The following is a 25445-nucleotide window of genomic DNA, read 5'->3' as shown; positions in this document are numbered from 1 at the left end:
GTAAGCAGTACAGGGACGATGACACCGGAGGAGGTGCCCCATGGGAGTGATGAAGCGCTTCGAGCAGCGTCTCGAAGGTCTGGTCAACGGCACTTTCGCCAAGGTCTTCAAGTCCGAGGTCCAGCCGGTCGAGATCGCGGGTGCCCTCCAGCGGGAGTGCGACAACAACGCCACCATCTGGAACCGTGAGCGCACCGTCGTCCCCAATGACTTCATCGTCGAGCTGAGCGCGCCCGACTACGAGCGTCTGAGCCCCTACTCCGGCCAGCTCGGCGACGAGCTGTCCGGACTCGTCCGGGACTACGCCAAGCAGCAGCGGTACACCTTCATGGGCCCGATCAAGGTGCACCTGGAGAAGGCGGAGGACCTCGACACCGGCCTCTACCGCGTCCGCAGCCGCACCCTGGCGTCCAGTTCGTCACAGGGTCAGGGGCAGGGACCGGGCCAGAGCTACGGCGGCCAGGCCCCCCAGCAGGGCTACCCGAACCACGGTCGCCCCGCCCCGCAGGCTCCCGGCGGCTACGGCTACCCGCCGGCCTCCGCTCCGCCCATGCCCTCGGCCCCGCCGCCGGGCGCCGGGCGCCCCGGCGGCCACGACCGGCGCCCGCCGGCCACCCCCACCTCCCCGCCGAACGCACAGGTGCGACGCTGGATCGAGATCAACGGCACCCGCCACCAGATCTCCCGCCCGACCCTGGTCATGGGCCGCAGCACCGACGCCGACGTGCGCATCGACGACCCCGGCGTGTCCCGCCGGCACTGTGAGATCAGGACCGGAACGCCCTCGACGATCCAGGATCTCGGGTCTACCAACGGCATCGTGGTAGACGGGCAGCACACCACCCGCGCTACGCTCCGCGACGGCTCGCGGATCGTCGTGGGCAGCACCACCATCGTTTACCGGCAAGCCGAAGGGTGAAGCGGGGGCAATGTCAGAGCTGACCCTGACGGTCATGCGGCTAGGTTTCCTGGCTGTTCTGTGGCTGTTCGTGATCGTGGCCGTCCAGGTCATTCGCAGCGACCTGTTCGGAACGCGCGTCACGCAGCGCGGCTCACGCCGCACCGCTACCGACGCGCGTCCGCCCCAGGGACGCCAGAACGCGGCACCGCCGCAGCAGCGCCAGCAGTCCGGCCGCCAGCGCCGGGGGGCGCCGACCAAGCTGGTCGTCTCCGAGGGCACGCTCACCGGCACCACGGTGGCGCTCCAGGGGCAGACCATCACGCTGGGCCGCGCCCATGATTCAACGATCGTGCTGGACGACGACTACGCGTCCAGCCGGCATGCCAGGATCTACCCCGACCGTGACGGCCAGTGGATCGTCGAGGATCTCGGGTCCACCAACGGCACCTACCTGGACCGGACCCGCCTCACCACCCCCACGCCTGTTCCGCTGGGCGCGCCGATCCGGATCGGCAAGACCGTCATCGAGCTGCGGAAGTAGTACGACAATGAGCGAGCGGAGCGAGCGAGCCTCGGGCATCCGGGCATCGGACCCGGCCGGGCTCCCGACCGGAGGGTGGGCAGTGTGGCTCGAGACCGGCGGTACACCGAACCGACGGGTGAGGTGCGCATGAGTCTGTCCCTGCGCTTCGCCGCCGGATCGCACAAGGGCATGATCCGGGAGGGCAACGAGGACTCCGGCTACGCCGGCCCCCGCCTTCTCGCGATCGCCGACGGCATGGGCGGCCAGGCCGCCGGTGAGGTCGCCAGCTCCGAGGTGATCTCCACCCTCGTCCAGCTCGACGACGACGTGCCGGGCTCCGACATCCTCACCTCGCTCGGTACGGCGGTCCAGCGGGCCAACGACCAGCTGCGGATGATGGTCGAGGAGGACCCGCAGCTGGAGGGCATGGGCACCACGCTCACCGCCCTGCTCTGGACCGGTCAGCGCCTCGGCCTGGTCCACGTCGGCGACTCGCGCGCGTACCTGCTGCGCGACGGCGTGCTCACCCAGATCACGCAGGACCACACCTGGGTCCAGCGGCTGGTCGACGAGGGCCGGATCACGGAGGAGGAGGCCACCACCCACCCGCAGCGCTCCCTGCTGATGCGCGCGCTGGGCAGTGGCGACCACGTCGAACCCGACCTCTCCATCCGTGAGGTCCGGGCCGGCGACCGCTATCTGATCTGCTCCGACGGCCTCTCCGGCGTCGTCTCCCACCAGACGATGGAGGAGACGCTCGCCAGCTACCAGGGCCCCCAGGAGACCATCCAGGACCTGATCCAGCTCGCCCTGCGCGGCGGCGGACCGGACAACATCACCTGCATCGTCGCCGACGTCTTCGACGTCGACAGCAACGACACCCTGGCCGGGCAGCTCAACGACACCCCGGTCGTCGTCGGCGCGGTCGCCGAGAACCAGGCGGCCCAGCTGAACGACGGCGGCGCGATGCAGACGCCCGCCGGACGCGCGGCCGGCCTCGGCCGCCCCGTGCCGCCCCCGGCCGGCAGCTTCGGCCCGCCCGGCAGCGGTGACGACTCCGGCTACGGCGACATGCCCGACGGGGCGTTCTCCTCGTACACCGACGACGACTTCGACAAGCGCGGCGGCCGCAAGTGGCTCAAGCGCTCCCTCTACATCGCGCTCGCCCTGGCCGTGGTCGGCGGCGGTCTGTACGGCGGATACCGCTGGACCCAGACCCAGTACTACGTCGGCGCGAAGAACGACAACGTCGCGCTGTACCGGGGCATCAGCCAGGACCTCGGCTGGCTGTCGCTCTCGAAGGTCGAGACCGACCACCCCGAGATCGAACTCAAGTACCTCCCGCCCTACCAGCGCAAGAAGGTCGAGGACACGATCGCCGAGGGCAGCCTCGCCGACGCCCGCGAGAAGATCAGCGAGCTCTCCGTCCAGGCCTCGGCCTGCCGGAAGAACGCGGAGCGCCGCGCGGCCGAGAAGGCCCACGGCGACGAGGGCCAGGCGCAGGGCACGGACGGCGACGCCACCAAGGCGTCGAAGTCCGACAAGAAATCCGGTGGCGACACCAAGTCCGAGCAGACTTCCACGACTCCCACTCCTGGGCCCAGCCTCTCGGAGGAAGAGAAGAAGCTGGTCCCGCAGTGCGGTAAGAAGTAGAGCCGTAGGGGGCCTTCAGCACCATGAGCGTTGTCACCAACACGACCACGATCGGCGCCATCGACGCGCCGAGCAGACGCAACACCGAACTGATGCTGATGGTCTTCGCCATCGCCATCTCGGTGTTCGCCTACGCCAACGTGGGCCTGGCCCTCGACGGCAAGCTCCCGTCCGGCATGTTCGGTTACGGGGCGGGGCTCATCCTGCTCGGCGGTGTCGCCCATCTCATCGTGCGGAAGTTCGCCCGGTACGCGGACCCGCTGCTGCTGCCCCTGGCCACGCTGCTGAACGGTCTGGGGCTGGTGCTGATCTGGCGGCTGGACCAGTCGCCCAGGCTGATCCGGCGTGCCGAGATCCTCTACGGCGTCTTCACCCCCTCCGCACCGCGCCAGTTGATGTACTCCGCCATCGGCGTGGCCCTATTCGTCGGCGTACTGCTGCTGCTGAAGGACCACCGCATCCTTCAGCGCTACACGTACATCTCGATGGTCGTGGCGCTGTTCCTGCTGATCCTGCCGATGTTCTTCCCGGCCAAGTTCGGCGCGAGGATCTGGATCAACATCGCCGGCTTCTCCATCCAGCCGGGAGAGTTCGCGAAGATCATCATCGCCGTGTTCTTCGCCGGCTATCTCATGGTCAAGCGCGATGCCCTGGCGCTGGCCAGCCGGCGCTTCATGGGCCTGTACCTGCCGCGCGGACGCGACCTGGGCCCGATCCTCGTCATCTGGGCGCTGTCGATCCTGATCCTGGTCTTCGAGACCGACCTCGGTACCTCCCTGCTGTTCTTCGGCCTTTTCGTGATCATGCTGTACGTGGCCACGGAGCGGACCAGCTGGATCGTCTTCGGACTGCTGATGTCGGCCGCCGGCGCCGTGGGGGTCGCGACGTTCGAACAGCACGTCAAGTCCCGTGTAAACGCCTGGCAGGACCCGTTCGCCTGCTTCTCGACGGACACGAGCGGCGCCTGCGAGCAGATCGGAAACGCCATCATGTCGTTCGGTTCGGGCGGCACGCTCGGCAGCGGCTGGGGACAGGGCCACTCCGACCTGATCGGCTTCGCCGCCAACGCCGACTTCGTCCTCGCCACCGTGGGTGACGAGTTGGGCCTCGCCGGAATGATGGCCGTCCTGCTGCTCTACGGCCTCATCGTCGAGCGCGGCATCCGCACGGCGCTCGCCGCCCGCGACCCCTTCGGCAAGCTGCTCGCGATCGGGCTCTCCGGCGCCTTCGCCATCCAGGTCTTCGTCGTCGCCGGCGGCGTCATGGGCCTCATCCCGCTCACCGGCATGACGATGCCGTTCCTCGCGGCCGGCGGTTCGTCCGTGATCGCCAACTGGGCCCTCATCGGCATCCTCATCCGCATCAGCGACACGGCCCGCCGGCCCGCGCCCACCCCCGCACCCTCGACCGACGCCGAGATGACCCAGGTGGTCCGCCCGTGAACAAGCCCCTCCGCCGGATCGCGATCTTCTGCGGCGTCCTGATCTTCGCCCTGCTCGCCCGGACGAACTACCTGCAGTACGTGAAGGCCGACGAGCTCAACACCCGCGACGAGAACCGCCGTGTACGCATCGAGCGGTACGCGCACGAGCGCGGCAACATCATCGTGGACGGCAAGTCCATCACCGGCTCCAAGGAGACCGAGGACAGCGACTTCAAGTACAAGCGGGTCTGGAAGAACGGTCCCATGTGGGCCCCCGTCACCGGCTACTCCTCACAGGCGTTCGGAGCCACTCAGCTGGAGAGCATCGAGGACGGCATCCTCACCGGCAACGACGACCAGCTGTTCTTCAACCGCACGATGTCGATGTTCACCGGTGACGACAAGCAGGGCGGCAACATCGTCACCACGCTCAACGGCGCCGCGCAGAAGGCCGCCTTCGAGGGCCTCGGGAAGAAGAAGGGCGCCGTCGCCGCCATCGACCCGCGCACCGGCGCCATCCTGGCGCTCGCCAGCACCCCCTCGTACGACCCCTCGACCTTCGCCGGCAACGGCTCGTCCGACACCAAGGCCTGGCAGGCCCTGCTGAAGGACAAGGACAAGCCGATGCTCAACCGGGCGCTGCGCGAGACGTACCCGCCCGGCTCGACGTTCAAGGTCGTCACCGCGGCCGCGGCCCTGGAGAACGGCCTCTACACGGACATCGACGACGCCACCGAGTCGCCGCTGCCGTGGCGGCTGCCGCAGTCGCGTGACGACCTGAAGAACGAGGGCAACATCCCGTGCGAGAACGCCTCTCTGCGCGAGGCGCTGCGCTACTCCTGCAACACCGTCTTCGGCAAGATCAGCGATGACCTGGGCAACGAGAAGATGATCGAGGAGGCCGACAAGTTCGGCTTCAACAAGAAGATCTTCACCCCGGTCCGCGCGGAGATCAGTGTCTACCCGGAGGACAACCGGCCGCAGAACGCCATGGCGGGCATCGGCCAGGCGTCCAACCGCGCCACTCCGCTCCAGATGGCGATGGTCGCCGCCGCCGTCGCCAACGACGGCAAGCTGATGCAGCCGTACATGGTCGCCGAGCGCAAGGCACCCAACCTGGACGTCATCTACACGCACGAGAAGGAGGAGCTCAGCCGGCCCCTCTCGGGCGAGAACGCCCAGAAGCTCCAGGAAATGATGGAGACCGTCGTCGAGAAGGGCACGGGAACCAACGCCCAGATCCCCGGCGTCACGGTAGGTGGCAAGACCGGTACGGCCCAGCACGGTCTGAACAACAGCGAGAAGCCCTACGCCTGGTTCATCTCGTACGCGAAGACCGACAACGGCTCCCCGGTGGCCGTGGCCGTCGTCGTGGAGGACAGCGACGCCAGCCGCGCCGACGTCTCCGGTGGCGGTCTGGCCGCCCCGATCGCCAAGGCGGTCATGAAGGCGGTCATCGACAGCGAGAAGTGAGACCGCTCACACCTGACCGCAAATGCGCACCTGCGGATACCGGTCGGATATCAGGTATTGCCCAGGGGCCGATCAGCTGATGCGCGGCCGGTAGCGTATGCGCGAACAGCACACCGCCGGACCGCGCACCGGTGCGGTCAGGACTGACGGAGAGGGCTGGAACAGTTATGGAAGAGCCGCGTCGCCTCGGCGGCCGGTACGAGCTGGGCTCGGTGCTCGGCCGTGGTGGCATGGCCGAGGTCTACCTCGCGCACGACACCCGGCTCGGCCGCACCGTGGCTGTGAAGACGCTCCGGGCCGATCTCGCCCGCGACCCGTCCTTCCAGGCCCGGTTCCGCCGTGAGGCCCAGTCCGCCGCCTCGCTCAACCATCCGGCGATCGTCGCGGTGTACGACACCGGCGAGGACTACGTCGACGGGGTCTCCATCCCGTACATCGTCATGGAGTACGTCGACGGTTCGACGCTCCGCGAGCTGCTGCACTCGGGGCGGAGACTGCTGCCCGAGCGCACGCTCGAAATGACCGTGGGCATCCTCCAGGCGCTGGAGTACTCGCACCGCGCGGGCATCGTCCACCGGGACATCAAGCCCGCCAACGTCATGCTGACCAGGACCGGACAGGTCAAGGTCATGGACTTCGGCATCGCCCGCGCCATGGGCGACTCCGGTATGACGATGACCCAGACCGCCGCCGTCATCGGCACCGCCCAGTACCTCTCCCCCGAGCAGGCCAAGGGCGAACAGGTCGACGCGCGGTCCGACCTCTACTCCACCGGCTGCCTGCTCTACGAGCTGCTGACGGTCCGTCCGCCGTTCATCGGGGACTCCCCGGTCGCGGTGGCGTACCAGCACGTACGGGAGGAGCCGCAGCCGCCGAGCAACTTCGATCCCGAGATCACGCCCGCCATGGACGCGATCGTGCTCAAGGCCCTCACCAAGGACCCCGACTACCGCTACCAGTCGGCCGACGAGATGCGGGCCGACATCGAGGCGTGCCTCGACGGCCAGCCGGTCGCCGCCACCGCCGCGATGGGCGCGGCCGGTTACGGCGGTTACGCCGGCGGATACGACAACGACCAGCCCACCACCGCCCTGCGCGCCGCCGACCAGGGCGGCGAGCGTACGTCGATGCTGCCGCCGATCAACCCGGACGACGGGGGCTACGGCTACGACGACCGCCCCGACCGCCGCAGGCAGAAGAAGAACCACACCTCGACCGTCCTGCTGGTGATCGCGGGCGTCCTGGTCCTGATCGGCGCCATCCTCATCGGCAAGGCGATCTTCCCCGGCGACGGCGGCGACGAGGGCGCGTTCGACGTACCCAACATGGTCGGCAGCACGGTCAAGGACGCGCGGACGCTCGCCGACAACGCGAACGTCGTGCTCAAGATCGGTCCCGAGGAAGAGTGCAAGGACCAGCCCAAGGACAAGATCTGCCGGCAGACGCCGACGTCGGACGAGCAGATGAAGGAGCGGGAGACCATCACGGTCTTCGTCTCCAGCGGCCCGCCGAAGATCAAGGTCCCTGACGTGACCACCCAGTCCGAGGAGGACGCGCGCAAGAACCTTGAAGCCAAGGGCTTCACGGTCAATGTCACCTCGGTCGAGTCCGATCAGGCCAAGCCCGACACCGTCCTGGAGCAGTCGCCCAAGGGCGGTTCCAAGGCCGAGGAGAACTCCGAGGTCGAGCTGAAGATCGCCACGGAGAAGCTGCTCTCCATGCCGCCCGTGACCGGCCGCTCCTACGAGGACGCGGTGAACCAGCTGAAGGGCGTGGGCTTCACCAACATCGGCAAGTCCGAGGAGGACTCGGACAAGCCGGCGAACCAGGTAATCGGCCAGAGCATCGAGGCGTACCAGAAGGTCGGCAAGGACACCGCGATCATCCTCAAGGTCTCCAAGGGCCCGACGCAGCCCCCGACGGTCGCCATCCCCGAGGTCCGCGGCCACAAGGTCTCCGAGGCCAAGCAGCTGCTGACCCAGGCTGGCTTCACGAACATCCAGTTCGCCGAAGGCAGCTCGGACGACGACAACGCCATGGTCGCCAACGCCGACCCGCAGCCAGGCACGCAGTCCGACCCGGCCAACACCACGGTCACTCTCACCACCGTGGGCGGAGGCAACATCTTCGGCGGGCCAGATGGCCAGTAGGGACGCCCTGCACTAGGCACGAACAGAGGACCCCGGTCACCGCCAAGGCAACCGGGGTCCTTTCGCTACGGTGTCATACACCGAAACAATTGTCCCTCCACGCGGAACCCCACACTGAGGGACCTAGAAATTTTTCAGCCATTGAGAATCAAGAGCCACTCCCGACTCCGCCACCTTACCCCATATACATCCACGCCTTACAAGAATTCAGAAGGGTATCCCCCTCAAACCTGGCCACCTGAATCCCGACATCGAAGATTCCCCGATTGTCGATGGCATGAGAATTTAGCGTGACCCAACCGTTGTTTGCACCATTCGTATCGCTGTGCCACTTCCAATACACCACAGCCCCGCTGGCAGTCTTCGTCATAAGGCGCGCTCGCGCATGATGACCGTCAGGCAGGGAATCCTTAATCTCCATATGGAAGTCGATTCGATCCGTAGCCCCCTTGAAGTTGTATACGGTTACATCACCAGACGCACCCGTAGTGCCGCAGTCAGCAATCCTATCCTTTGCACTGGCCGGATTCACAGTGACTAGAAAAAACACCAACGTCGCCCCTCCGACAGCGATCGGACGAACAAACCTGCGAAGTTTCGGTGTGATTTTCTCCATACCGTTACGATCGCATTAGCAGGCTTCATCGGTAAGAGCATTTCCGGACAGCGCGTCACGTTAAGTGGCCAATTCGGATCAGAACGCCCCGGACCTCGCTGAAGTGACTTACATCAGTGCCGTCGACTGAGTCACCACTGCCAAGCGCCGCCCGTCGGCGACAAGCTCGCAGCCACCGAGCAGACGGCGAAACGCCCCTGCCAGCAAAATTGACGCAGGAAGGGTGTCAAAACTGAAGGTCTAGTAGGTTTTCACATATCCCATATTAGCGTTATCTCCAGAGCATCCCCACTCTGGAGAAGTAATACCGAGAACACTCAGTGACCACATCCTGACATGCATTGCCTCGGTTCGGGGACCGCAAACCCTTCCGCTATACCTACTTCCGTGCCAGCCCAACCCACGGTTCGACACGTCGTGGCACGAGGACGCATGGATTCTATTCAATAGGCGATTGACTTGCTGCCGCATTTCCTCGGAGAACGGTACTGAAAGTACACCTGTTACAAACAATCGATTACAACTTCACATTCACGGCAATCCTGTGATCTTGCGAAAATCCAGGCTGGCCGGGCCGACACCGGCTGGCCTCCTAAGCCGACCTCAGAAGGTTGAATCACGAGCGCAGCTCCGCCGGTGGTGTGCGGTCGCGGTCGACCTTCTCCGTGCGGACCAGCTCGCCCCAGACGATGTAGCGGTACTTCGAGGTGAAAACCGGGGTGCAGGTCGTGAGCGTGATGTAGCGGCCGGCCTTCTTGGCGCCGGAGCCCTTGGGGATCGGCTTCAGCACGTCCACGTTGTACTTCGACGTCTCCGGAAGCTCGTTGAAGACCTTGTAGACGTACCAGGTGTCCTTGGTCTCGAAGACGATCGCGTCCCCGGTGCGCACCTTGTCGATGTTGTGGAACTTGGCCCCGTGCCCGTCGCGGTGGGCGGCCAGCGTGAAGTTGCCCTCCTTGTCGGAGGGCAGCGCGGATTTCACCGGATCGGTGTAATAGCCGGCGACGCCGTCGTTGAGGGTCTCGGTGTCGGTGCCCTTCTTGACGAGCACTTCGCCGTTCTTCATCGAGGGGACGTGCAGGAAGCCGATGCCGTCCTTGGTGTCCAGGGCGCCGGGTCCGTCCGCCCAGCCGTCACGGACGCTGTTGCCCTGCTTGGTGGCCTCGCGGTCGGCGAGCACATTCGTCCACCACAGCGAGTAGACGACGAAGAGCCCGAGCACCAGACCTGCGGTGATGAGGAGTTCACCGAAGACGCTGATGGCGGTCGCGACGGGGTGCCGGCCGCCCTTCCGCTCGGGGGGCGCGGACTCGTCGGTCAGCTCCTGGTCCTCGGTCGTCGCTGTCATAGCACCGCCCTGTCGTCATGGCGTCGAGCCCGTTCAGTCCACGAGCACGTCGGGCTTCCCCTTGCTGCGCGGCCGTTCGTCGACCATCTTGCCCCAGACGATCAAACGGTACGTACTCGTGAATTCGGGCGTACACGTCGTCAATGTGATGTACCGGCCGGGCTTGGTGAAGCCGGACTGCGGCGGCACCGGGCCGATGACGGAGACGTTGGACGGCGAGGTCTGCGGCAGAGTGCGCGTCATCTCGTAGGTGTAGTACGCCTCCTGCGTCTCGACCACGATCGGGTCGCCGGGGCGCAGGCGGTTGACGTAGCGGAACGGCTCGCCGTGCGTGTTGCGGTGGCCGGCCAGCGCGAAGTTGCCCTGCTTGTCCGAGGGCATCGCCGTGCGCAGCGGTTCCTCGCTGTAGTGGCCGACCATGCCCCGGTCGAGGACCTTCTCCTTGCTGATGCCCTCGGCGATCGGCGTGACGACGTCGAGCTTGGGGATGTGGAGGATGGCGAAGCCCTGCCCCGGCTCGAACGCCTCGGGTTTGCTGCCGCCCTTGGCCCAGTTGTCCTGGATCTTGTGCGTCTCGCGCCCGGCGATCTGGTCGGCACGCACATTCGTCCACCACAGCTGGTAGGTGACGAACAGCAGCATCAGGACGCCGAGGGTGATGAACAGTTCGCCGATGCCCCGGCTGATGACGACCGCGGGGCTGTCCTTGGCGGCCTTGGCCGCGCGGCGCGCCTCCATGCGCGTCATGGGCTTCGCCGGGGCTCCGTCCGCCGCGGCGGCGTCCGGCCGTGGCGCGGGGCGGCGCCGGCCGCGCCCCTTGGCGTTGGCGGCCCGCCTGCGCTCGGCACGGCCGCCGGCGGGCGGCGCGGGCGTGCCGGGAGCGCCGGTGCCGGGTACGTCCCCGGGCTCGTCGGTCCCGGTGTACGCGTCGGGCTCCGGGCGGGGCGTCGACGCGGCCGGGTCGTACGGTTCGTACGGGTCTATTCGGTGGAACACCTCCGTGGGTGGCTCGGCGGCGTCGCCGCCCGGGGGCTGCGGGCCCGCCGGAGGCCGCTGCACGGGCTCCTGGTGGCCGTACCAGTCCCGTTGGTAGCCCTCCGGGTCGTACCACTCCTGCGGGCCCTCCTGGGCGCCCTGGAGGCCGTACGGCGCCTGCTGCCGCGGGGGGAAGGGCCCCGATCCGGGCAGCGGGTCGTTCAACGGGTCCGACAGCCGGTGCGCCGCCGCCTCGAACGCCGCCGGGTCCTCGTACGCCCGCGCATCGTGCGGGTCGTCCTGCCCGGCCCCGGCTCCGTGGCGGGGCGGGGTCACGCGACGGCCTTGCCCACCACCGGAGCGAGCCCCGCCGACCTCTCGACGGCTCCGGTGTCCCCGCAGCGCACCAGCCAGTTGGCCAGCATCAGATGGCCGTGCTCGGTGAGCACCGACTCCGGATGGAACTGCACGCCCTCGACGGCCAGCTCCCGGTGGCGCAGGCCCATGATGATGCCGTCCGCCGTCCGCGCGGTGACCTCCAGCTCGGCGGGGACCGTGTCCGGTTCGGCGGCGAGCGAGTGGTAACGGGTCGCGGTGAAGGGCGAGGGCAGTCCGGCGAACACGCCCGTGCCCTCGTGGAGCACCGGGGACGTCTTGCCGTGCAGCAGTTCGGGGGCGCGGCCGACGACACCGCCGTACGCGACGGCCATGGACTGCATGCCCAGGCAGACGCCGAAGACCGGGACGCCGGTGGCCGCGCAGTGCCGCACCATGTCGACGCAGACGCCCGCCTCCTCCGGGGTGCCGGGGCCGGGGGAGAGCAGGACGCCGTCGAACCCGTCCTGGGCGTGGGCGGTGGTCACCTCGTCGTTGCGCAGCACCTCGCACTCGGCGCCGAGCTGGTAGAGGTACTGGACGAGGTTGAAGACGAAGCTGTCGTAGTTGTCGACGACCAGGATGCGGGCGCTCATCGTCCGGCCCCCGTCGCCGCGCTCGCGCCGTCCACCGTCACGTCACCGAACGGGAGCAGCGGTTCCGCCCACGGGAAGACGTACTGGAACAGCACATAGACGACGGCCAGGGCGAGCACGAGCGAGATGAACGCACGCACCCACACGTTGCCCGGCAGATGGCGCCAGATCCAGCTGTACATCAGACCCTCCATTCGGTACGGGACCAGACTAAAGGCCGCGGGGCCCGGCGCGGGTCGGCTGTGGAAAACCTCGCGGGCCGCCCGTCCGGGCCCGGCCGCCGGCTACTCCACGGGCTCCGCGTAGTGCAGGTCCACCGTGCCCGAGTAGCCGGGGAGGGTCACCGAACCCTGCTCGTCCACGTCCCAGCCGAGCCCGTACGCCTTCACGTACAGCAGGTAGTTCTGGATCGCCGGCGAGGCGTCGAGCGCCTTGCGCAGCGCGCCGGGGTCCCCCACGGCGGTGATCTTGTACGGGGGTGAGTAGACGCGGCCCTGGAGGATCAGGGTGTTGCCGACGCAGCGCACCGCGCTGGTGGAGATCAGCCGCTGGTCCATGACCTTGATGCCGCGGGCGCCGCCCTGCCACAGGGCGTTGACGACCGCCTGGAGGTCCTGCTGGTGGATGACCAGGTCGTTGGGTTGCGGATCGGGGTAGCCGGGGCTCGCGGTGGCGTTCGGCGGGGCGTCGTTGAGCGTGACGGACACGGCGCTGCCGGTCAGCTTCGTGGTGCCGGCGGTCCGCTCCAGGGCCTTGAGCCGGGCGGCCTCCGCCTTGGTGCTGCCGTTGTCGCGCTGGGCGAGGCGGTCGATGTCCCCGCGCACGGAGGCGGCGGACTCCTCCAGGGCCGCGTTCTTGCCGCTGCGCTGCTGGATGAGGTCGGAGAGCTTGAGGAGCGAGGCGTCGGTACGGATATTGGTGCCCTTGGCCGTATTCGCGCTGGTTACGAAGATCAGACCGGCGAGGGCGAAAACGGCAGCGGTGAGCACTCTGGCCGGGTGCCGGAAGGGGCTCCGGACCGGGCCGGCGGGAGAGTCGGCAGAATTGCTCAACGTACCCTTATCTCCTTCGGTGCCACGGAAGGACTACGCTAACGGACGTCCGGGAGAGGCCACATTCCCCCTCGCGCCCCGCCCCGGCGCCAGCCAGAGATCCCTGCGCGGTCACGCAGCGCATCGACAGGAGAGTTCCTCGTGCCGAAGTCACGTATCCGCAAGAAGGCCGACTTCACGCCGCCTCCGGCGAAGCAGGCGACCAACATAAGTCTGACCAGCCGCAGCTGGGTGGCGCCCGTGATGCTGGCGCTGTTCCTGATCGGCCTGGCCTGGATCGTCGTCTTCTACGTGACCGACGGCGACCTGCCGATCCCCTCGCTCGGCAACTGGAACATCGTCGTGGGCTTCGGCTTCATCGCCGGTGGCTTCGGCGTCTCCACCCAGTGGAAGTAGCCTCCGCGCCCACCGCGTAGACCACGGAGCGGCATCGCCGCGCAACCCCTGCCCTGAGTTACCCACAGCGTTATCCACAGGCGGGGGAAAAGGTCAGACGATCTGTGGATAACTCACAGGCCGTTGACGCCGGTGTGACTGCGGCCGGGCTCGCCCCCGGTCGGTACGCCCCTTGTCCTGTCTGGAAAAACCCAGCTCAGGGACAAGGGGCACAGTTGTGCCCGCACTATGCACAAGATCGGGATCACGCTGTGGAATCCTGTGGACAACTTCGGTCACAAACGATCCACAACGATGCCTGCGCCGGTACCCGGAGCGGCGCTGCCCGCAGCGCGCCCTAGGTCAGTGCGGCCGTTCTGGCCACCACGATGACGACGGTGGCCGCCAGGACCGCGGCGCAGGTGCCGAACTGCACGAGGTCCCGCCGCTCGCGCGGGGCGTGCACCATCCCGATCCCGATCAGCACCCCCGCGATCAGCCCGCCGATGTGCGCCTGCCAGGCGATCCCGCCCCAGGGGTTGAAGGTGATCACCAGGTTGAGCGCGACCAGCGCGAAGACCGGACGCATGTCGTAGTTCAGCCGGCGCATCAGCACGGCGGTCGCGCCGAGCAGGCCCCAGACGGCGCCCGAGGCCCCCAGCGAGGGCTGGTTCGGCGCCGCGAGCCAGTACGTCAGAGCGCTCCCCGCCAGCCCCGAGAGCAGATAGAGCGAGAGATAGCGGACCCGGCCCAGCACCGCCTCCAGCGGGCCGCCCAGCCACCAGAGCCCCAGCATGTTGAACGCGATGTGCCACGGCTCCTCGTGCAGGAACATCGCCGTGACCAGCCGGTACCACTGGCCCTCGGCGATGCCTTCCACGGGCCCGTGGTCATGGACGATGGCCCGGCCCAGCAGCATCAGGTCGTCGAGCAGCGCCTTGTCCATCGCCGCCGCGACGAACACGGCGATGTTGATCCCGATCAGGATCTTGGTGATCAGCCGGGGGTCGTCCGCGACGACGCCACCGGCCAGCGTGCGCGGCCGGGCGGCGGTCGCGCCGTGGCCCGTACCGGACCCCTGCCGGACGCAGTCCGGGCACTGGAAGCCGACCGAGGCGCCGATCATGCATTCCGGGCAGATGGGCCGCTCGCACCGGACGCACCGAACGCCCGTGGGCCGGTCCGGATGGCGGTAGCAGACGGCCGGGCCCTCCGCGGGCGGGGGCGGTCCGGACGCGCCGGGCGGCTGCTGGTCCATCGGTCCCATGGCTTCCGGTCCCCTCGGTCCTCGTCCTGCGGTCCTTCTCGTACGGTCCCCGTCGGCGCGCGGGACGCACGCGGCACCGCCCCGCGCGTCCGTTCTGTCAGGAGATACGGACGAGCGGGGCGGTTGGTTCCCCGAACACGGAATCGGAGAGTGACCGGGCGGTGACGAAGGGCGCTCAGCGCGTCTCGACGGTCACCGACTCGATGACGACGTCCTGCACCGGCCGGTCGGTGCGGGCATTGGTCTCGGCCCCCGCGATGGCGTCCACGACCCGCTTGCTCGCGTCGTTCGTCACCTCGCCGAAGATGGTGTGCTTGCCGGTCAGCCAGGCCGTGGGCGAGACCGTGATGAAGAACTGCGAGCCGTTGGTGCCGGGGCCCGAGTTCGCCATGGCGAGCAGGTACGGCTTGTTGAAGGCGAGATCGGGGTGGAACTCGTCCTTGAACTTGTAGCCCGGACCACCCGTGCCGTTCCCCAGCGGGTCACCGCCCTGGATCATGAAGCCGCTGATCACGCGGTGGAAGACGGTGCCGTCGTACAGCCGGTCCGTGCTCTTCGCGCCGGTCGCCGGGTGGACCCACTCCCGTTCCCCGTTGGCGAGCTCGACGAAGTTCCTGACCGTCTGGGGAGCGTGGTTCGGCAGCAGCCGGATCTCGATGTCGCCCTGGTTGGTCTTCAAGGTGGCGTAAAGCTCTTCGGCCACGATCTGCCTTCCGTGAGTCTGCACGTGTGCTCTGCGCGGCCGTGCCGCGCGTCGGCCCGCCCCGCAACCGGTCCGGTCCCGACGCCCCGATCCTCGCACGGGGCGCCCCGGCGGCGCCCGAGGCGAGCGCCGGGCGGCTTCCCGCGCCGCCCCCGTGTGAACCGTGCCGCCAGGTGCGCGCCGAACCGGGGCGGAGCGGACGGAAGCGTGGCATGGTCGGCCGAAGGCTCCCCCTTGCCCCGGATGACCCGAGACATCCCTTGCGCGCCCCATACCCCGGATGCCCACTCCACGTGCCGCACCGGCCTCACGCAGGCATGATTTCGAAATGGGTGGAAAGGCGGAGTACTTACCCGCCACCAAGGAGGAGGAATCCCGTGACCCGCATCGACAGCGTGCGTGCCGCAACCGACTCGGCGAGGGACAGCGTGCAGCACGCCGCGGACGTGGTGGCGCCCTACGCCGACAGCGCCAGGGAACAGGCCGTTCACTACGCGCACGAAGCACGCACCCTGCTGGCGCCGAAGGTGTCGAAGGCAGCCGCGCAGGCCCGTGTCCAGTACGGCGCACACGTCGCCCCCCGTATCGAACTCGCCCGCACACACGTGCCCCCGAAGGTCGACGAGGTCGCCGCACGCGCCGCCCTCCAGACCCGCCGGGCCGCCCGCAGCGCCGCGGACTACACCGTCCCGCGCATCGAGAGCGCCATGGCCGCCGCCCAGCCGGTGGCCGAGGAGGCCGCGGCCCGCAGCGCCGCCGCGGTCGCCGCCCTGCGCGGCCAGGTCACGGCGAAGCAGATCCGCAAGCTCGCCCGCAAGCAGCACCGGCGAGCCAGGCTCGGCATGGCGTTCAAGGGTGTGGCCGTGACCGGGGTCCTCGCGATCGCCGGGTACGCCGCCTGGCGCTGGTGGGACAAGCAGGCCAACCCGGAGTGGCTGGTGGAGCCGCCGGCCCCCACCGAGGTCGACGACCGCGCCCCACTGTCCTCCGTGGACGGCAGCCCGCACTCCTCGTCGCTCCTGGACCCCGAGGTCGAGGCCAAGCAGGCCGACGCCGAGGCGGCCGGCGAGGACGGCCCGGACGGCGTGGGCGGCACGGACCCCGACGAGCGTCCCTGATCCTCGCGGCCGACCGGCTCCGCCGGCGTGGGCGACCGCTCTCACCGACGGGACCCCGTCGACCGGCGCGTACTTCGTCCCCGGCATATGCAAAGAGCTCCCCCGACCCACGTTTCCGCAGGTCGGGGGAGCTCTTGGGATGTGGAGCCTAGGAGATTCGAACTCCTGACATCTGCCTTGCAAAGGCAGCGCTCTACCAACTGAGCTAAGGCCCCGACAGCACGCAGCCCTGAACGCCTCGACGTTCGGCCACCGCCGCAGAACAGAGTACCGGCTCACCCCCGTATTCCTGCAAAAATACGGGGACTCCCCGTGCGCGACCACGCTCCGTAAGATGCTGGTCGAGGTTCGCAGCAGCGAAGCCGATGCGAAGGGGAGACGCAATGGATGCAGCGCAACAAGAGGCGACGGCCAGAGCCAGAGACCTCCAGCGCAGTTGGTACGGAGAGCCGTTGGGCGCGCTCTTCCGCCGGCTGATCGACGATCTCGGACTCAATCAGGCCCGGCTCGCCGCGGCCCTCGGACTCTCCGCTCCCATGCTCTCCCAGCTCATGAGCGGTCAGCGCGCGAAGATCGGCAACCCGGCGGTCGTTCAGCGCGTGCAGGCCCTCCAGGAACTGGCCGGTCAGGTCGCCGACGGCAGCGTCAGCGCCGGCGAGGCCGCGGCCCGCATGGAGGAGATCAAGAAGTCCCAGGGCGGCTCGGTGCTCTCGGCCACCGGGCAGACCACCTCGACCGGCGGGGCACCCACCGTGCGCCGGGTGGTCCGGGAGATCCAGTCGCTGCTGCGCTCGGTCGCGGCCGCCGGTGACATCATCGATGCGGCGGACTCCCTCGCCCCGACCCACCCGGAACTGGCAGAGTTCCTCCGGGTGTACGGGGCGGGGCGCACCGCGGAAGCGGTGGCGCACTACGAGAGCCACCAGAGCTAGACCCCGAGCGGTACAGGGGCACGGGCCGAAACAGGAACGGGGAGCGGGCGCAGCGTCATGGGTGAGGTCTTCGCCGGACGGTACGAACTGGTCGATCCGATCGGGCGCGGTGGGGTCGGTGCCGTCTGGCGCGCCTGGGACCACCGCCGCCGCCGCTATGTGGCGGCCAAGGTCCTCCAGCAGAGCGACGCGCACACGCTGCTCCGCTTCGTCCGTGAACAGGCGCTGCGCATCGAGCATCCGCACGTCCTGGCACCGGCCAGCTGGGCCGCCGACGACGACAAGGTCCTGTTCACCATGGACCTCGTCAGCGGCGGCTCACTCGCCCATGTCATAGGCGACTACGGCCCGTTGCCCCCTCGATTCGTCTGCACCCTGCTCGACCAGCTGCTGTCCGGCCTCTCGACGGTGCACGCCGAGGGCGTCGTGCACCGTGACATCAAGCCCGCCAACATCCTGCTGGAGGCCACCGGCCGGGGCCGCCCGCATCTGCGGCTGTCCGACTTCGGCATCTCCATGCGCAAGGGCGAGCCCCGGCTCACCGAGACGAACTACGTGGTGGGGACGCTGGGTTATTTCGCGCCCGAGCAGATGATGGGAGCGGAGCCCGACTTCCCGGCGGACCTCTTCGCGGTCGGCCTCGTCGCCCTCTATCTCCTCCAGGGCACCAAACCCGACTCCCAGGAGCTCATCGAGCACTTCGCCGAGCACGGTACGCCGAGCGCGCCCGACGGCGTCCCGGAGCCGTTGTGGCAAGTCATCGCGGGGCTGCTGCAGCCGGACCCCCAGAACCGTTTCCGCACCGCCACGGGGGCGCGCAAGGCGCTGACGGCCGCCGTGGAGATGCTGCCCGAGCCCACGGGCACCGAGGAGCCGGTGGAGGTCTTCGACCAGATCGGCCCGCTGCCCGAGGGCTTCGGCCCGGACGGGCCCGTGGCGCCCGGGTCCACGGCACCGGCGCCCGCGCCAACCCCCGCGCCGGATCTCCCGACGCCCTCCTCGCAGACCGGGTCCACCGCCGCCATGTCCGAGACGGGCAGCTTCCACCTCCCGCCGCCCGAGCCGGCCGTTCCCGCGCCGCACGCTCCGCAAACCGCCGCCCCCGCGCCCCCGTACGGCTATCCGGCCCCCGCGCCGGCCGCGTACACCCTCCCCTACACCGCCCCGCAGCAAGGAGCCCCCTTCCAGGGCCAGGCACCCGGCCAGACGCGGTCGCCGGGACACGTTCCGGAGCCGGCGCCCCACGCCGGAACGCGGCCGGGACCGTCCCCGAAGGTGGCGGTCCCGGTCCTGCTGGTGGCGCTGGTCTGCTTCGCCGTGGGCATCTGGGCGCTGACCCGGATCTGAGGGCGGCCGCCCCAACCCGGTCACCAGGCCTGGGGCGGGCCCCCGTACGGATACGGTCCGGCGTTCGCCGGGGCGGCGGGCACGGCTGCCGCACGGCGGCGCGCGACCAGCGTCCACACGCCGAGCCAGAGCACCAGCAGCGTGCCGGTGCCGATCCCGGCCGCCGCGACGACCTTCATCGTGCCGCTGTCGGCGCCGGCCGCGGCCTGCGCGCCGCTCCGCCCCTTGCGCGCCGCGTCCTTGTCGTCCTGTGTCACGGCGAAGATCCCTGCGTCACCCTTGTACGGCGACTCGCCCGCTTCCCCCTCGACACTGATCTGAAGCGTCAGCGTGATCGGTTTGTCGCCGTACGCCGAGGCGATCTGGGGGCTCAGCGACACGGAGAGGTAGTACCAGCCGGCGAACCTCATGCCACCGACGTCGTCGCTGGAGTCGTACCGGTTCTCGTACGCCACCGGGGGCAGCGGGTCGAAGGAGGCGGAGGTCGGCTTTCCCGAGTACGACATCGGCGAAACCGCGGTGACGTGCCCGAGCGCGGGGTTCTCCAGTGACACCGCGAGCGCACTGCTGACGTACGGGTTCTTCGCGGAGGTGCTGTTGCTCAGCCCGGCCGTGGCGAAGAGCCGCTGCCCCCAGTCCACCGGAACGCGGTAGAAGAGGGTCTGGCCCGGCTCGATCCGGTCCTTCCACTCCCCGGTCTCCAGGCTCGTGGCATCGTAGTAACCGGCGCCGCCGTGCCGGGTGTTGTCCGCGGAGGCGGCGGGCGGCGGCGGCGAGGCGGAGGGCCAGGACGTCGGGGCGTCGGTCGGCTCGGACGAGGGGTTCGCGAGGGCCGGCTCGGAGACGTAACGCAGTTCCAGGTCCCACTCCCCCTGGTCGGACGTCGCCTTGCTCTCCCGCTCGACGAGCACGTAGTACGTACCGGCCTCCTGGCAGCTGCCGTCCTTGTCGATCCGCCGGGAGGCGTAGGCGGATATGGGGCGCGGATACTGCGCGGACCCGAAGACGGCGTCCTGCGAGCTGCACTCGTCGTCCGAGCTGTTCCGGATGCTGATCGCGACGCCGTCCCCGTACGCCACGCTGCCGCCGCCCCTCGGCACGACGACGGCGGAGACATAGGCGTTCGTCTTCGCGTCCAGGTTCAGCCGGTAGTACAGCTTCTGGTTGCCCGAGATCGCGCTCCGGTAGACGGTGTCCGGCCGCAGGGCCACCGCGTCGGCGCTGACCTCCTCGCCCGCGACCGTGTCGGCGTCCGGATCGAAGGCGTACGTTCCCGTCTCACCGGCCGCGTACACCTGTCCGGGCAGCGCCGCCACCGCGAACACCGCCGCCACCGCCGCCAGCGCCCCCCGCACCCTGCTGCGCCGCCTCATCACGCGCTTCCCCTCGTCATCCCCGCGGCTGCCCCGCAGCCATCACGTACACATCGAACACGGCCGGAAACACGGCCGGGACGGCGCCCCAGCGCCCACAGCCGCAACGACGGCCCATCCTGCCCCTCCCGCCCCACCACTGTCTGCGGCGGCAACCGAATCGTGCTGTCGGCCCGCGCCCGGAGTTTGCTCAAGCAAGCCGTTGATTCACGGAAGCGAACCCGCGAGCACAGCCGTCACGGTCCCGCAACAGCACGAAGCCCCGGCCGCTTCAGCGACCGGGGCTCGTACCAAGCTGTTCCGTCTCAGACACCCGAACCTGCGGGCACGGAGTCGGTCGCCTCCGTCCACAGATCCTGCTCGGCGCGATCCGCCTGGATCTGGCGGTACACGAGGAGCCCGCCGATGGCGGCCAGTGCGACCAGGAGAAGCTTCTTCACCGCGCGACCTCGTCTTTCGTTGGCGTAGGGGACTTCTGCCGCCCGACTATACACACCGGCCGATATCGACCGGTGACCTCCCCGCAACCCAATCGGCGCCTGCGGACGTGCGGTCCGCGCCCTTGTGTGCGTCCCCCTCCTGCGGCCGCGGAGGCCGCCCGCCGGAAGCCGGGAAGGGCCGGTTGAACCATACGAGTGGTGTTCATCTGAAGATCGGCGCATCCGCGGCGTCGATCCATGAAATCGGGGGCCCGATGCACATCATCGGAAAGGTAAGCAAACCGGACCACCTGAAAGTGAGGGGCCATGAGCACCGTCACGGCCAAGAGCATCTGGACCGCCTTCATCACCGCGTTCTTCGCCCTCCTCGCGTCGCTGGGCCTCGCCGGCTCCACCGCCGCCGCCGCGGAATCCACGCACACGAACACGGAGCGGGCGGCGACAACCCCCGTACACACGCCCGCCGCCCGCGCAACCGCTACCGGTCCTTCGGTCCGATGGACCCTTCCGCGTGACCGGGCGCTGCCGCCCACGATGAAGCAGCGCATCCGCGCCGAGGCCCATGGCTCCTCACCCGCCACCCGGCATCTGTCCGTGGACGCCGCGAACGCCGTGAACACCACCGGTACCGCCCGCTCCTCGCACGGCGCCCCGGAGCAGGACGCATCGCTCCTGCCACCGTGACAGCGCCACCGCTGATCCTCTTGAGCCCCCGGGCCGGTAGCCACCGGACGGGGGCTTTCCCGTGCTCCCCGGCACGTACACCCGCCGGGATGAGTACTCGTACTCACGCCCGACGCCCGGCCGCAGGGCGAATATGAGCGGCACCACAGCGCACAGCACCGCACACCGGGGGAATCCATGCACGCTCGCGCCCTGCTCCGCCTGACCTTCGGCAATCCCGCCTCCGCGATCTACCTCGGCGTCGTCGCCGCGACCGTCGTGTTCGAGGTGGCCGCCGCGACCATCGGAGACCCGGGCATCGTGGGGATCTGGACGTTCCTCGTCACCGCCCCGGCCTCCCTGCTCTTCGCCATGCTGGGCGAAGCGATCTGGGGCATCGACGACACGTCCGTCTGGTACCTGGTCGCCGGAGTGGCCCTCAGCGCCCTGATCCAGGCGTTCGTCCTGGGCGCGCTCACCGAGACCGTACGCGGACGCCTCCGGCGCACGGCCACCGGCTGAACCGCCCGGCCCGGGACCACACCCCGGTACGCCGAAGGCCACCTACTCAGCCGAGGAGGTGGCCTTCGTACTGGTGGGGCTAACAGGATTTGAACCTGTGGCCTCATCCTTATCAGGGATGCGCTCTAACCAACTGAGCTATAGCCCCGCCGCGCTTTTCCGTCGCGCTGACTTCTGAAGATTAGCGCACGTCGGGGCCAGTCCCAAAATCGATACCCGCCGGGCTACTCGTCCTCGGCCAGCGTGAGCTCCACGCCGCCCACGAAGCCCGCCGACAGGTTGTAGATGAAGGCGCCCAGCGTCGCCAGCGCGGTGGCCAGGACCACGTCGATCACGGCGATGACCGACGTGAAGATGAGGACCCTCGGCAGCGACAGGAACGCCTGGAGGTCGAAGCCGTTGCCCTCGTTGGAACCGGTCGCCTCGCTGATGGTGCCGCCCACGGTGGAGAAGACCCCCATCGCGTCCATCACCATCCACAGGACCGCCGACGCCACCACCGTGCAGATGCCGAGCGCGATGGACAGCAGGAAGCTGACCTTCATCACCGACCACGGATCGGCCTTGGCGACCCGCAGACGCGCCTTGCGGGTACGCGGAGTGGTCCGCGCCCCGGTCCGCGGCTTGCGGGCCGTCTGAGCCGGTCCCACGCCCTGCGGGCCGCCGTAGGAGCGCCCCCCGCCGTGCGTGGCGCCCGGAGGCGACGGGTATGCCTGCGGCGGGTGGTACGGGCCCGCCTGGCCCGGTGCGGGTTCCCGCTCGCCGGGCAGCGGCCCGGTCGCGTAACCCTCGTACTGGGGCTGAGGGCCCCGCGTATCCGTCACAGTGCCCCCTTGGGAGTCCGTGGCGGGGCCACGGGCACCGTTACCTCCGGCTCCGGAAGCGGCCGAACCGGCGCCCGTGGCTCCACTCACGCTCTACTCCTCGTGCTCCCCGGTCGAGGACGACGTGTCCTCGACATTGCTGTCGACCGTGCCGCCGGCGGCCGCCTCGGCCTCCGCCGCGGTCGTCCCGCCCTCGGCGTCGGCGTCGTCCGGCCCGTGCACCTCATGGGCCTCGCTGCCGGCTTCGGCGTTGCGGGCAATGCCGACGACGGCGTCGCGCTTGCCCAGATTGATCAGTTGGACGCCCATGGTGTCACGGCCCGTCTCCCTGACTTCGCTGACTCGCGTGCGAATCACACCGCCGCCGAGCGTGATGGCGAGGATCTCGTCGCTCTCCTCGACCACCAGCGCGCCGACCAGCATGCCCCGGTCCTCCACGATCTTGGCGGCCTTGATGCCGAGGCCGCCGCGGCCCTGGACGCGGTACTCGTCGACGGCGGTCCGCTTCGCGTACCCGCCGTCGGTGGCAGTGAACACGAAAGTACCGGGCCGGACGACATTCATCGAGAGCAGTTCGTCTCCATCGCGGAAACTCATGCCCTTGACGCCCGAGGTCGCGCGGCCCATCGGGCGCAGCGCCTCGTCCGTGGCGGTGAACCTGATCGACTGGGCCTTCTTGCTGATGAGCAGCAGATCGTCCTCGGCGGAGACCAGCTCCGCGCCGATCAGCTCGTCGGCCGTGCCCTCGGCACCGTGGTCCGTCTCGCGGAGGTTGATGGCGATGACACCGCCGGAGCGCGCCGAGTCGTAGTCCTTGAGCGCGGTCTTCTTCACCAGACCGCCCTTCGTGGCCAGGATCAGGTACGGCGCGGCCTCGTAGTCGCGGATGGCCAGGATCTGGGCGATCCGCTCGTCCGGCTGGAAGGCCAGCAGGTTCGCCACGTGCTGGCCGCGGGCGTCCCGGCCGGCGTCCGGCAGCTCGTACGCCTTGGCGCGGTAGACGCGGCCCTTGTTGGTGAAGAACAGCAGCCAGTGGTGCGTCGTGGTCACGAAGAAGTGGTCGACGATGTCGTCTTCCTTGAGCTTCGTGCCGCGCACACCCTTGCCGCCGCGCTTCTGCGAGCGGTAGTCGTCCGTCTTGGTCCGCTTCACATAGCCGCCGCGGGAGATCGTGACGACGATGTCCTCCTCGGCGATCAGGTCCTCGATGGACATGTCGCCGTCGAAGGGCACCAGCTTGGAGCGCCGGTCGTCGCCGAACTTGTCGACGATCGCCGCCAGCTCCTCGCTGACGATCTGGCGCTGCCGCGCGGGCGAGGCCAGGATCTCGTTGTACTCGTTGATCTTCGCCTGGAGCTCGTCGTGCTCGGCGGTGATCTTCTGGTGCTCCAGCGCGGCCAGCCGGCGCAGCTGCATCTCCAGGATCGCGTTGGCCTGGATGTCGTCGATCTCCAGCAGGCCCATCAGGCCCTCACGGGCGATCTCGACGGTCTGGCTGCGCCGGATGAGGGCGATGACCTCGTCGATGGCGTTCAGGGCCTTCAGCAGGCCGCGCAGGATGTGCGCGCGCTCCTCGGCCTTGCGCAGCCGGAACTTCGTCCGCCGGACGATGACCTCGATCTGGTGCGTCACCCAGTGGCGGATGAACGCGTCGATCGACAGGGTGCGCGGCACCCCGTCCACCAGCGCCAGCATGTTCGCGCCGAAGTTGGTCTGCAGATCGGTGTGCTTGTACAGGTTGTTCAGGACGACCTTGGCGACCGCGTCCCGCTTCAGCACGACGACCAGGCGCTGGCCCGTGCGCGAGGAGGTCTCGTCGCGGACGTCGGCGATGCCGCCGATCTTGCCGTCCTTCACCAGGTCGGCGATCTTCTGCGCGAGGTTGTCCGGGTTGGTCTGGTACGGAAGCTCCGTCACGACCAGGCACTGGCGGTTCTGGATCTCCTCGACCGCCACGACCGCGCGCATCGTGATCGAGCCGCGGCCCGTGCGGTACGCCTCCTCGATGCCCTTGCGGCCGACGACCAGGGCGCCGGTCGGGAAGTCCGGGCCCTTGATCCGCTCGATCAGGGCCTCCAGGAGCTCCTCCTGCGAGGCCTCCGGGTTCTCCAGGTACCACTGGGCGCCGGCCGCGACCTCGCGCAGGTTGTGCGGCGGGATGTTGGTCGCCATGCCGACCGCGATGCCCGCGGAGCCGTTGACCAGCAGGTTCGGGAAGCGCGCCGGCAGGACCGTCGGCTCCTGGTTGCGGCCGTCGTAGTTGTCCTGGAAGTCGACGGTCTCCTCGTCGATGTCCCGGACCATCTCCATGGACAGCGGCATCATCTTGCACTCGGTGTACCGCATGGCGGCGGCCGGGTCGTTGCCCGGGGAACCGAAGTTGCCGTTGGAGTCCACCAGCGGCATGCGCATCGACCACGGCTGCGCCAGGCGGACCAGGGCGTCGTAGATCGAGGAGTCGCCGTGCGGGTGGTACGTACCCATGACGTCCCCGACGACGCGGGCGCACTTGTAGAAGCCCTTCTCGGGGCGGTAGCCGCCGTCGTACATCGCGTACAGCACCCGGCGGTGGACGGGCTTGAGGCCGTCCCGTACGTCGGGCAGCGCACGCGAGACGATGACGGACATCGCGTAGTCGAGGTAGGAGCGCTGCATCTCCGTCTCGAGCCCGACGGGCTCGACGCGCATGCCCACGCCCTCGACGGGCGGAACCTCTTCGGGCGTCACGGGCACAGGGGTGTTCTCGTCGGCCATTGCTGGTCAAAATCCTTTCGCGCTGCGGCTTGCTGGGAGGGC

At 68.9% G+C, this 25445-nt stretch carries 23 protein-coding genes and 2 tRNA genes; 12 read left to right on the top strand and 13 right to left on the bottom strand.

Translation table 11 applies throughout. The features are described from left to right. Positions 1-40 precede the first annotated feature (40 nt). The 6 genes from DNK56_RS00890 (at position 41) to pknB (ending at position 8123) form a co-directional block, all read left to right on the top strand. Complete coding sequence (locus DNK56_RS00890; RefSeq protein ID WP_111329735.1) at positions 41-919, top strand: FhaA domain-containing protein; 879 nt, start codon at positions 41-43, stop codon at positions 917-919. A gap of 10 nt (positions 920-929) precedes the next feature. Then, a complete protein-coding gene (locus DNK56_RS00885; protein ID WP_111329733.1) occupies positions 930-1442 on the top strand; it encodes an FHA domain-containing protein FhaB/FipA in 513 nt (170 codons plus the stop codon). Between the two features lie 129 nt (positions 1443-1571). After that, positions 1572-3077, top strand: a complete 1506-nt coding sequence (locus DNK56_RS00880; protein WP_111329731.1) for a Stp1/IreP family PP2C-type Ser/Thr phosphatase — start codon at positions 1572-1574, stop codon at positions 3075-3077. 23 nt (positions 3078-3100) lie between these two features. Next, positions 3101-4519 (top strand): FtsW/RodA/SpoVE family cell cycle protein, encoded by a 1419-nt coding sequence (locus DNK56_RS00875; RefSeq protein ID WP_111329729.1) that lies wholly within the window; start codon positions 3101-3103, stop codon positions 4517-4519. Then, positions 4516-5973: a peptidoglycan D,D-transpeptidase FtsI family protein gene (locus tag DNK56_RS00870; protein WP_111329727.1), complete on the top strand. Its 1458-nt coding sequence runs from the start codon at positions 4516-4518 to the stop codon at positions 5971-5973. The genes DNK56_RS00875 and DNK56_RS00870 overlap by 4 nt, the downstream gene beginning before the upstream one ends. A 167-nt stretch (positions 5974-6140) precedes the next feature. Next, entirely contained in the window at positions 6141-8123 is a 1983-nt protein-coding gene (gene pknB / locus DNK56_RS00865) for a Stk1 family PASTA domain-containing Ser/Thr kinase (RefSeq protein WP_111329725.1), read from the top strand. A 1232-nt stretch (positions 8124-9355) separates the two neighbouring features. On the opposite strand, the gene DNK56_RS00860 is transcribed toward pknB, so the two are convergent. From DNK56_RS00860 to DNK56_RS00840, 5 genes are all read right to left on the bottom strand, one after another. Beyond that, entirely contained in the window at positions 9356-10087 is a 732-nt protein-coding gene (locus tag DNK56_RS00860) for a class E sortase (RefSeq protein ID WP_111329723.1), read from the bottom strand. 33 nt (positions 10088-10120) lie between these two features. Beyond that, the gene (locus DNK56_RS00855; RefSeq protein WP_111329720.1) at positions 10121-11398 is read right to left on the bottom strand and encodes a class E sortase; all 1278 of its coding nucleotides are present in this window, start codon (positions 11396-11398) and stop codon (positions 10121-10123) included. Then, complete coding sequence (locus DNK56_RS00850; protein ID WP_111329718.1) at positions 11395-12033, bottom strand: aminodeoxychorismate/anthranilate synthase component II; 639 nt, start codon at positions 12031-12033, stop codon at positions 11395-11397. The genes DNK56_RS00855 and DNK56_RS00850 overlap by 4 nt, the downstream gene beginning before the upstream one ends. Further along, on the bottom strand, positions 12030-12215 hold the full coding sequence (locus DNK56_RS00845) for a hypothetical protein (protein ID WP_111329717.1): 186 nt from the start codon (positions 12213-12215) through the stop codon (positions 12030-12032). Before DNK56_RS00845 ends, DNK56_RS00850 begins: the two co-directional genes overlap by 4 nt. Before the next feature lie 102 nt (positions 12216-12317). Next, the gene (locus DNK56_RS00840; RefSeq protein WP_199563926.1) at positions 12318-13085 is read right to left on the bottom strand and encodes a DUF881 domain-containing protein; all 768 of its coding nucleotides are present in this window, start codon (positions 13083-13085) and stop codon (positions 12318-12320) included. A 141-nt stretch (positions 13086-13226) separates the two neighbouring features. Here DNK56_RS00840 and crgA point away from each other — a divergent pair, with 141 nt between their 5' ends. After that, complete coding sequence (gene crgA, locus DNK56_RS00835; RefSeq protein ID WP_111329713.1) at positions 13227-13481, top strand: cell division protein CrgA; 255 nt, start codon at positions 13227-13229, stop codon at positions 13479-13481. A gap of 337 nt (positions 13482-13818) precedes the next feature. Here crgA and DNK56_RS00830 read toward each other — a convergent pair whose 3' ends face one another. Then, on the bottom strand, positions 13819-14718 hold the full coding sequence (locus tag DNK56_RS00830) for a rhomboid family intramembrane serine protease (protein ID WP_111329711.1): 900 nt from the start codon (positions 14716-14718) through the stop codon (positions 13819-13821). Positions 14719-14902: 184 nt separating this feature from the next. Continuing rightward, on the bottom strand, positions 14903-15430 hold the full coding sequence (locus DNK56_RS00825; RefSeq protein WP_111329709.1) for a peptidylprolyl isomerase: 528 nt from the start codon (positions 15428-15430) through the stop codon (positions 14903-14905). Between the two features lie 377 nt (positions 15431-15807). Here DNK56_RS00825 and DNK56_RS00820 point away from each other — a divergent pair, with 377 nt between their 5' ends. After that, on the top strand, positions 15808-16548 hold the full coding sequence (locus DNK56_RS00820) for a DUF5324 family protein (RefSeq protein ID WP_111329707.1): 741 nt from the start codon (positions 15808-15810) through the stop codon (positions 16546-16548). 142 nt (positions 16549-16690) lie between these two features. Here DNK56_RS00820 and DNK56_RS00815 read toward each other — a convergent pair. After that, positions 16691-16763, bottom strand: a tRNA-Ala gene (locus tag DNK56_RS00815). A 168-nt stretch (positions 16764-16931) separates the two neighbouring features. Here DNK56_RS00815 and DNK56_RS00810 point away from each other — a divergent pair. Continuing rightward, on the top strand, positions 16932-17480 hold the full coding sequence (locus DNK56_RS00810; protein ID WP_111329705.1) for a helix-turn-helix domain-containing protein: 549 nt from the start codon (positions 16932-16934) through the stop codon (positions 17478-17480). A 57-nt stretch (positions 17481-17537) separates the two neighbouring features. Beyond that, the gene (locus DNK56_RS00805; RefSeq protein ID WP_111329703.1) at positions 17538-18827 is read left to right on the top strand and encodes a serine/threonine-protein kinase; all 1290 of its coding nucleotides are present in this window, start codon (positions 17538-17540) and stop codon (positions 18825-18827) included. A gap of 20 nt (positions 18828-18847) precedes the next feature. On the opposite strand, the gene DNK56_RS00800 is transcribed toward DNK56_RS00805, so the two are convergent. Both DNK56_RS00800 and DNK56_RS35675 read right to left on the bottom strand, forming a co-directional pair. Next, positions 18848-20200 carry a hypothetical protein gene (locus DNK56_RS00800; RefSeq protein ID WP_241989710.1) on the bottom strand — a complete coding sequence of 451 codons (1353 nt, stop codon included), beginning with the start codon at positions 20198-20200 and terminating at the stop codon, positions 18848-18850. Positions 20201-20505: 305 nt separating this feature from the next. Then, positions 20506-20640: a DLW-39 family protein gene (locus DNK56_RS35675; RefSeq protein ID WP_003958712.1), complete on the bottom strand. Its 135-nt coding sequence runs from the start codon at positions 20638-20640 to the stop codon at positions 20506-20508. Positions 20641-20946: 306 nt separating this feature from the next. On the opposite strand from DNK56_RS35675, the gene DNK56_RS00790 reads away from it, so the two are divergent. Both DNK56_RS00790 and DNK56_RS00785 read left to right on the top strand, forming a co-directional pair. Then, positions 20947-21324 (top strand): DUF6344 domain-containing protein, encoded by a 378-nt coding sequence (locus DNK56_RS00790; RefSeq protein ID WP_111329699.1) that lies wholly within the window; start codon positions 20947-20949, stop codon positions 21322-21324. Between the two features lie 177 nt (positions 21325-21501). Further along, positions 21502-21825, top strand: a complete 324-nt coding sequence (locus DNK56_RS00785; RefSeq protein ID WP_111329697.1) for an SCO4225 family membrane protein — start codon at positions 21502-21504, stop codon at positions 21823-21825. 71 nt (positions 21826-21896) lie between these two features. Here the strand turns inward: DNK56_RS00785 and DNK56_RS00780 are convergent. The 3 genes from DNK56_RS00780 to gyrA form a co-directional block, all read right to left on the bottom strand. Then, a tRNA-Ile gene (locus tag DNK56_RS00780) sits at positions 21897-21973 on the bottom strand. Positions 21974-22049: 76 nt separating this feature from the next. Further along, positions 22050-22649, bottom strand: coding sequence for a DUF3566 domain-containing protein (locus tag DNK56_RS00775; RefSeq protein WP_111329695.1), 600 nt, complete (start codon positions 22647-22649; stop codon positions 22050-22052). A gap of 93 nt (positions 22650-22742) precedes the next feature. Continuing rightward, positions 22743-25403, bottom strand: a complete 2661-nt coding sequence (gene gyrA, locus DNK56_RS00770) for a DNA gyrase subunit A (RefSeq protein ID WP_111329693.1) — start codon at positions 25401-25403, stop codon at positions 22743-22745. Between the last annotated feature and the right edge of the window lie 42 nt (positions 25404-25445).

Origin of the sequence: Streptomyces sp. AC1-42W (assembly GCF_003248355.1) — a bacterium.
Taxonomy (GTDB): domain Bacteria; phylum Actinomycetota; class Actinomycetes; order Streptomycetales; family Streptomycetaceae; genus Streptomyces.
Note: the sequence above shows the minus strand (reverse complement) of the source record. Positions and strands in the feature narration are given on the sequence as shown.

What these genes read in the sequence shown, in the direction of transcription:
- DNK56_RS00890 (WP_111329735.1), top strand. Translation starts at nt 41, where the DNA reads ATGGGAGTGATGAAGCGCTTCGAGCAGCGTCTCGAAGGTCTGGTCAAC.
- DNK56_RS00885 (WP_111329733.1), top strand. Translation starts at nt 930, where the DNA reads ATGTCAGAGCTGACCCTGACGGTCATGCGGCTAGGTTTCCTGGCTGTT.
- DNK56_RS00880 (WP_111329731.1), top strand. Translation starts at nt 1,572, where the DNA reads ATGAGTCTGTCCCTGCGCTTCGCCGCCGGATCGCACAAGGGCATGATC.
- DNK56_RS00875 (WP_111329729.1), top strand. Translation starts at nt 3,101, where the DNA reads ATGAGCGTTGTCACCAACACGACCACGATCGGCGCCATCGACGCGCCG.
- pknB (WP_111329725.1), top strand. Translation starts at nt 6,141, where the DNA reads ATGGAAGAGCCGCGTCGCCTCGGCGGCCGGTACGAGCTGGGCTCGGTG.
- DNK56_RS00860 (WP_111329723.1), bottom strand. Translation starts at nt 10,087, where the DNA reads ATGACAGCGACGACCGAGGACCAGGAGCTGACCGACGAGTCCGCGCCC.
- DNK56_RS00850 (WP_111329718.1), bottom strand. Translation starts at nt 12,033, where the DNA reads ATGAGCGCCCGCATCCTGGTCGTCGACAACTACGACAGCTTCGTCTTC.
- DNK56_RS00845 (WP_111329717.1), bottom strand. Translation starts at nt 12,215, where the DNA reads ATGTACAGCTGGATCTGGCGCCATCTGCCGGGCAACGTGTGGGTGCGT.
- DNK56_RS00830 (WP_111329711.1), bottom strand. Translation starts at nt 14,718, where the DNA reads ATGGACCAGCAGCCGCCCGGCGCGTCCGGACCGCCCCCGCCCGCGGAG.
- DNK56_RS00810 (WP_111329705.1), top strand. Translation starts at nt 16,932, where the DNA reads ATGGATGCAGCGCAACAAGAGGCGACGGCCAGAGCCAGAGACCTCCAG.
- DNK56_RS00805 (WP_111329703.1), top strand. Translation starts at nt 17,538, where the DNA reads ATGGGTGAGGTCTTCGCCGGACGGTACGAACTGGTCGATCCGATCGGG.
- DNK56_RS00800 (WP_241989710.1), bottom strand. Translation starts at nt 20,200, where the DNA reads ATGAGGCGGCGCAGCAGGGTGCGGGGGGCGCTGGCGGCGGTGGCGGCG.
- DNK56_RS00790 (WP_111329699.1), top strand. Translation starts at nt 20,947, where the DNA reads ATGAGCACCGTCACGGCCAAGAGCATCTGGACCGCCTTCATCACCGCG.
- DNK56_RS00785 (WP_111329697.1), top strand. Translation starts at nt 21,502, where the DNA reads ATGCACGCTCGCGCCCTGCTCCGCCTGACCTTCGGCAATCCCGCCTCC.
- gyrA (WP_111329693.1), bottom strand. Translation starts at nt 25,403, where the DNA reads ATGGCCGACGAGAACACCCCTGTGCCCGTGACGCCCGAAGAGGTTCCG.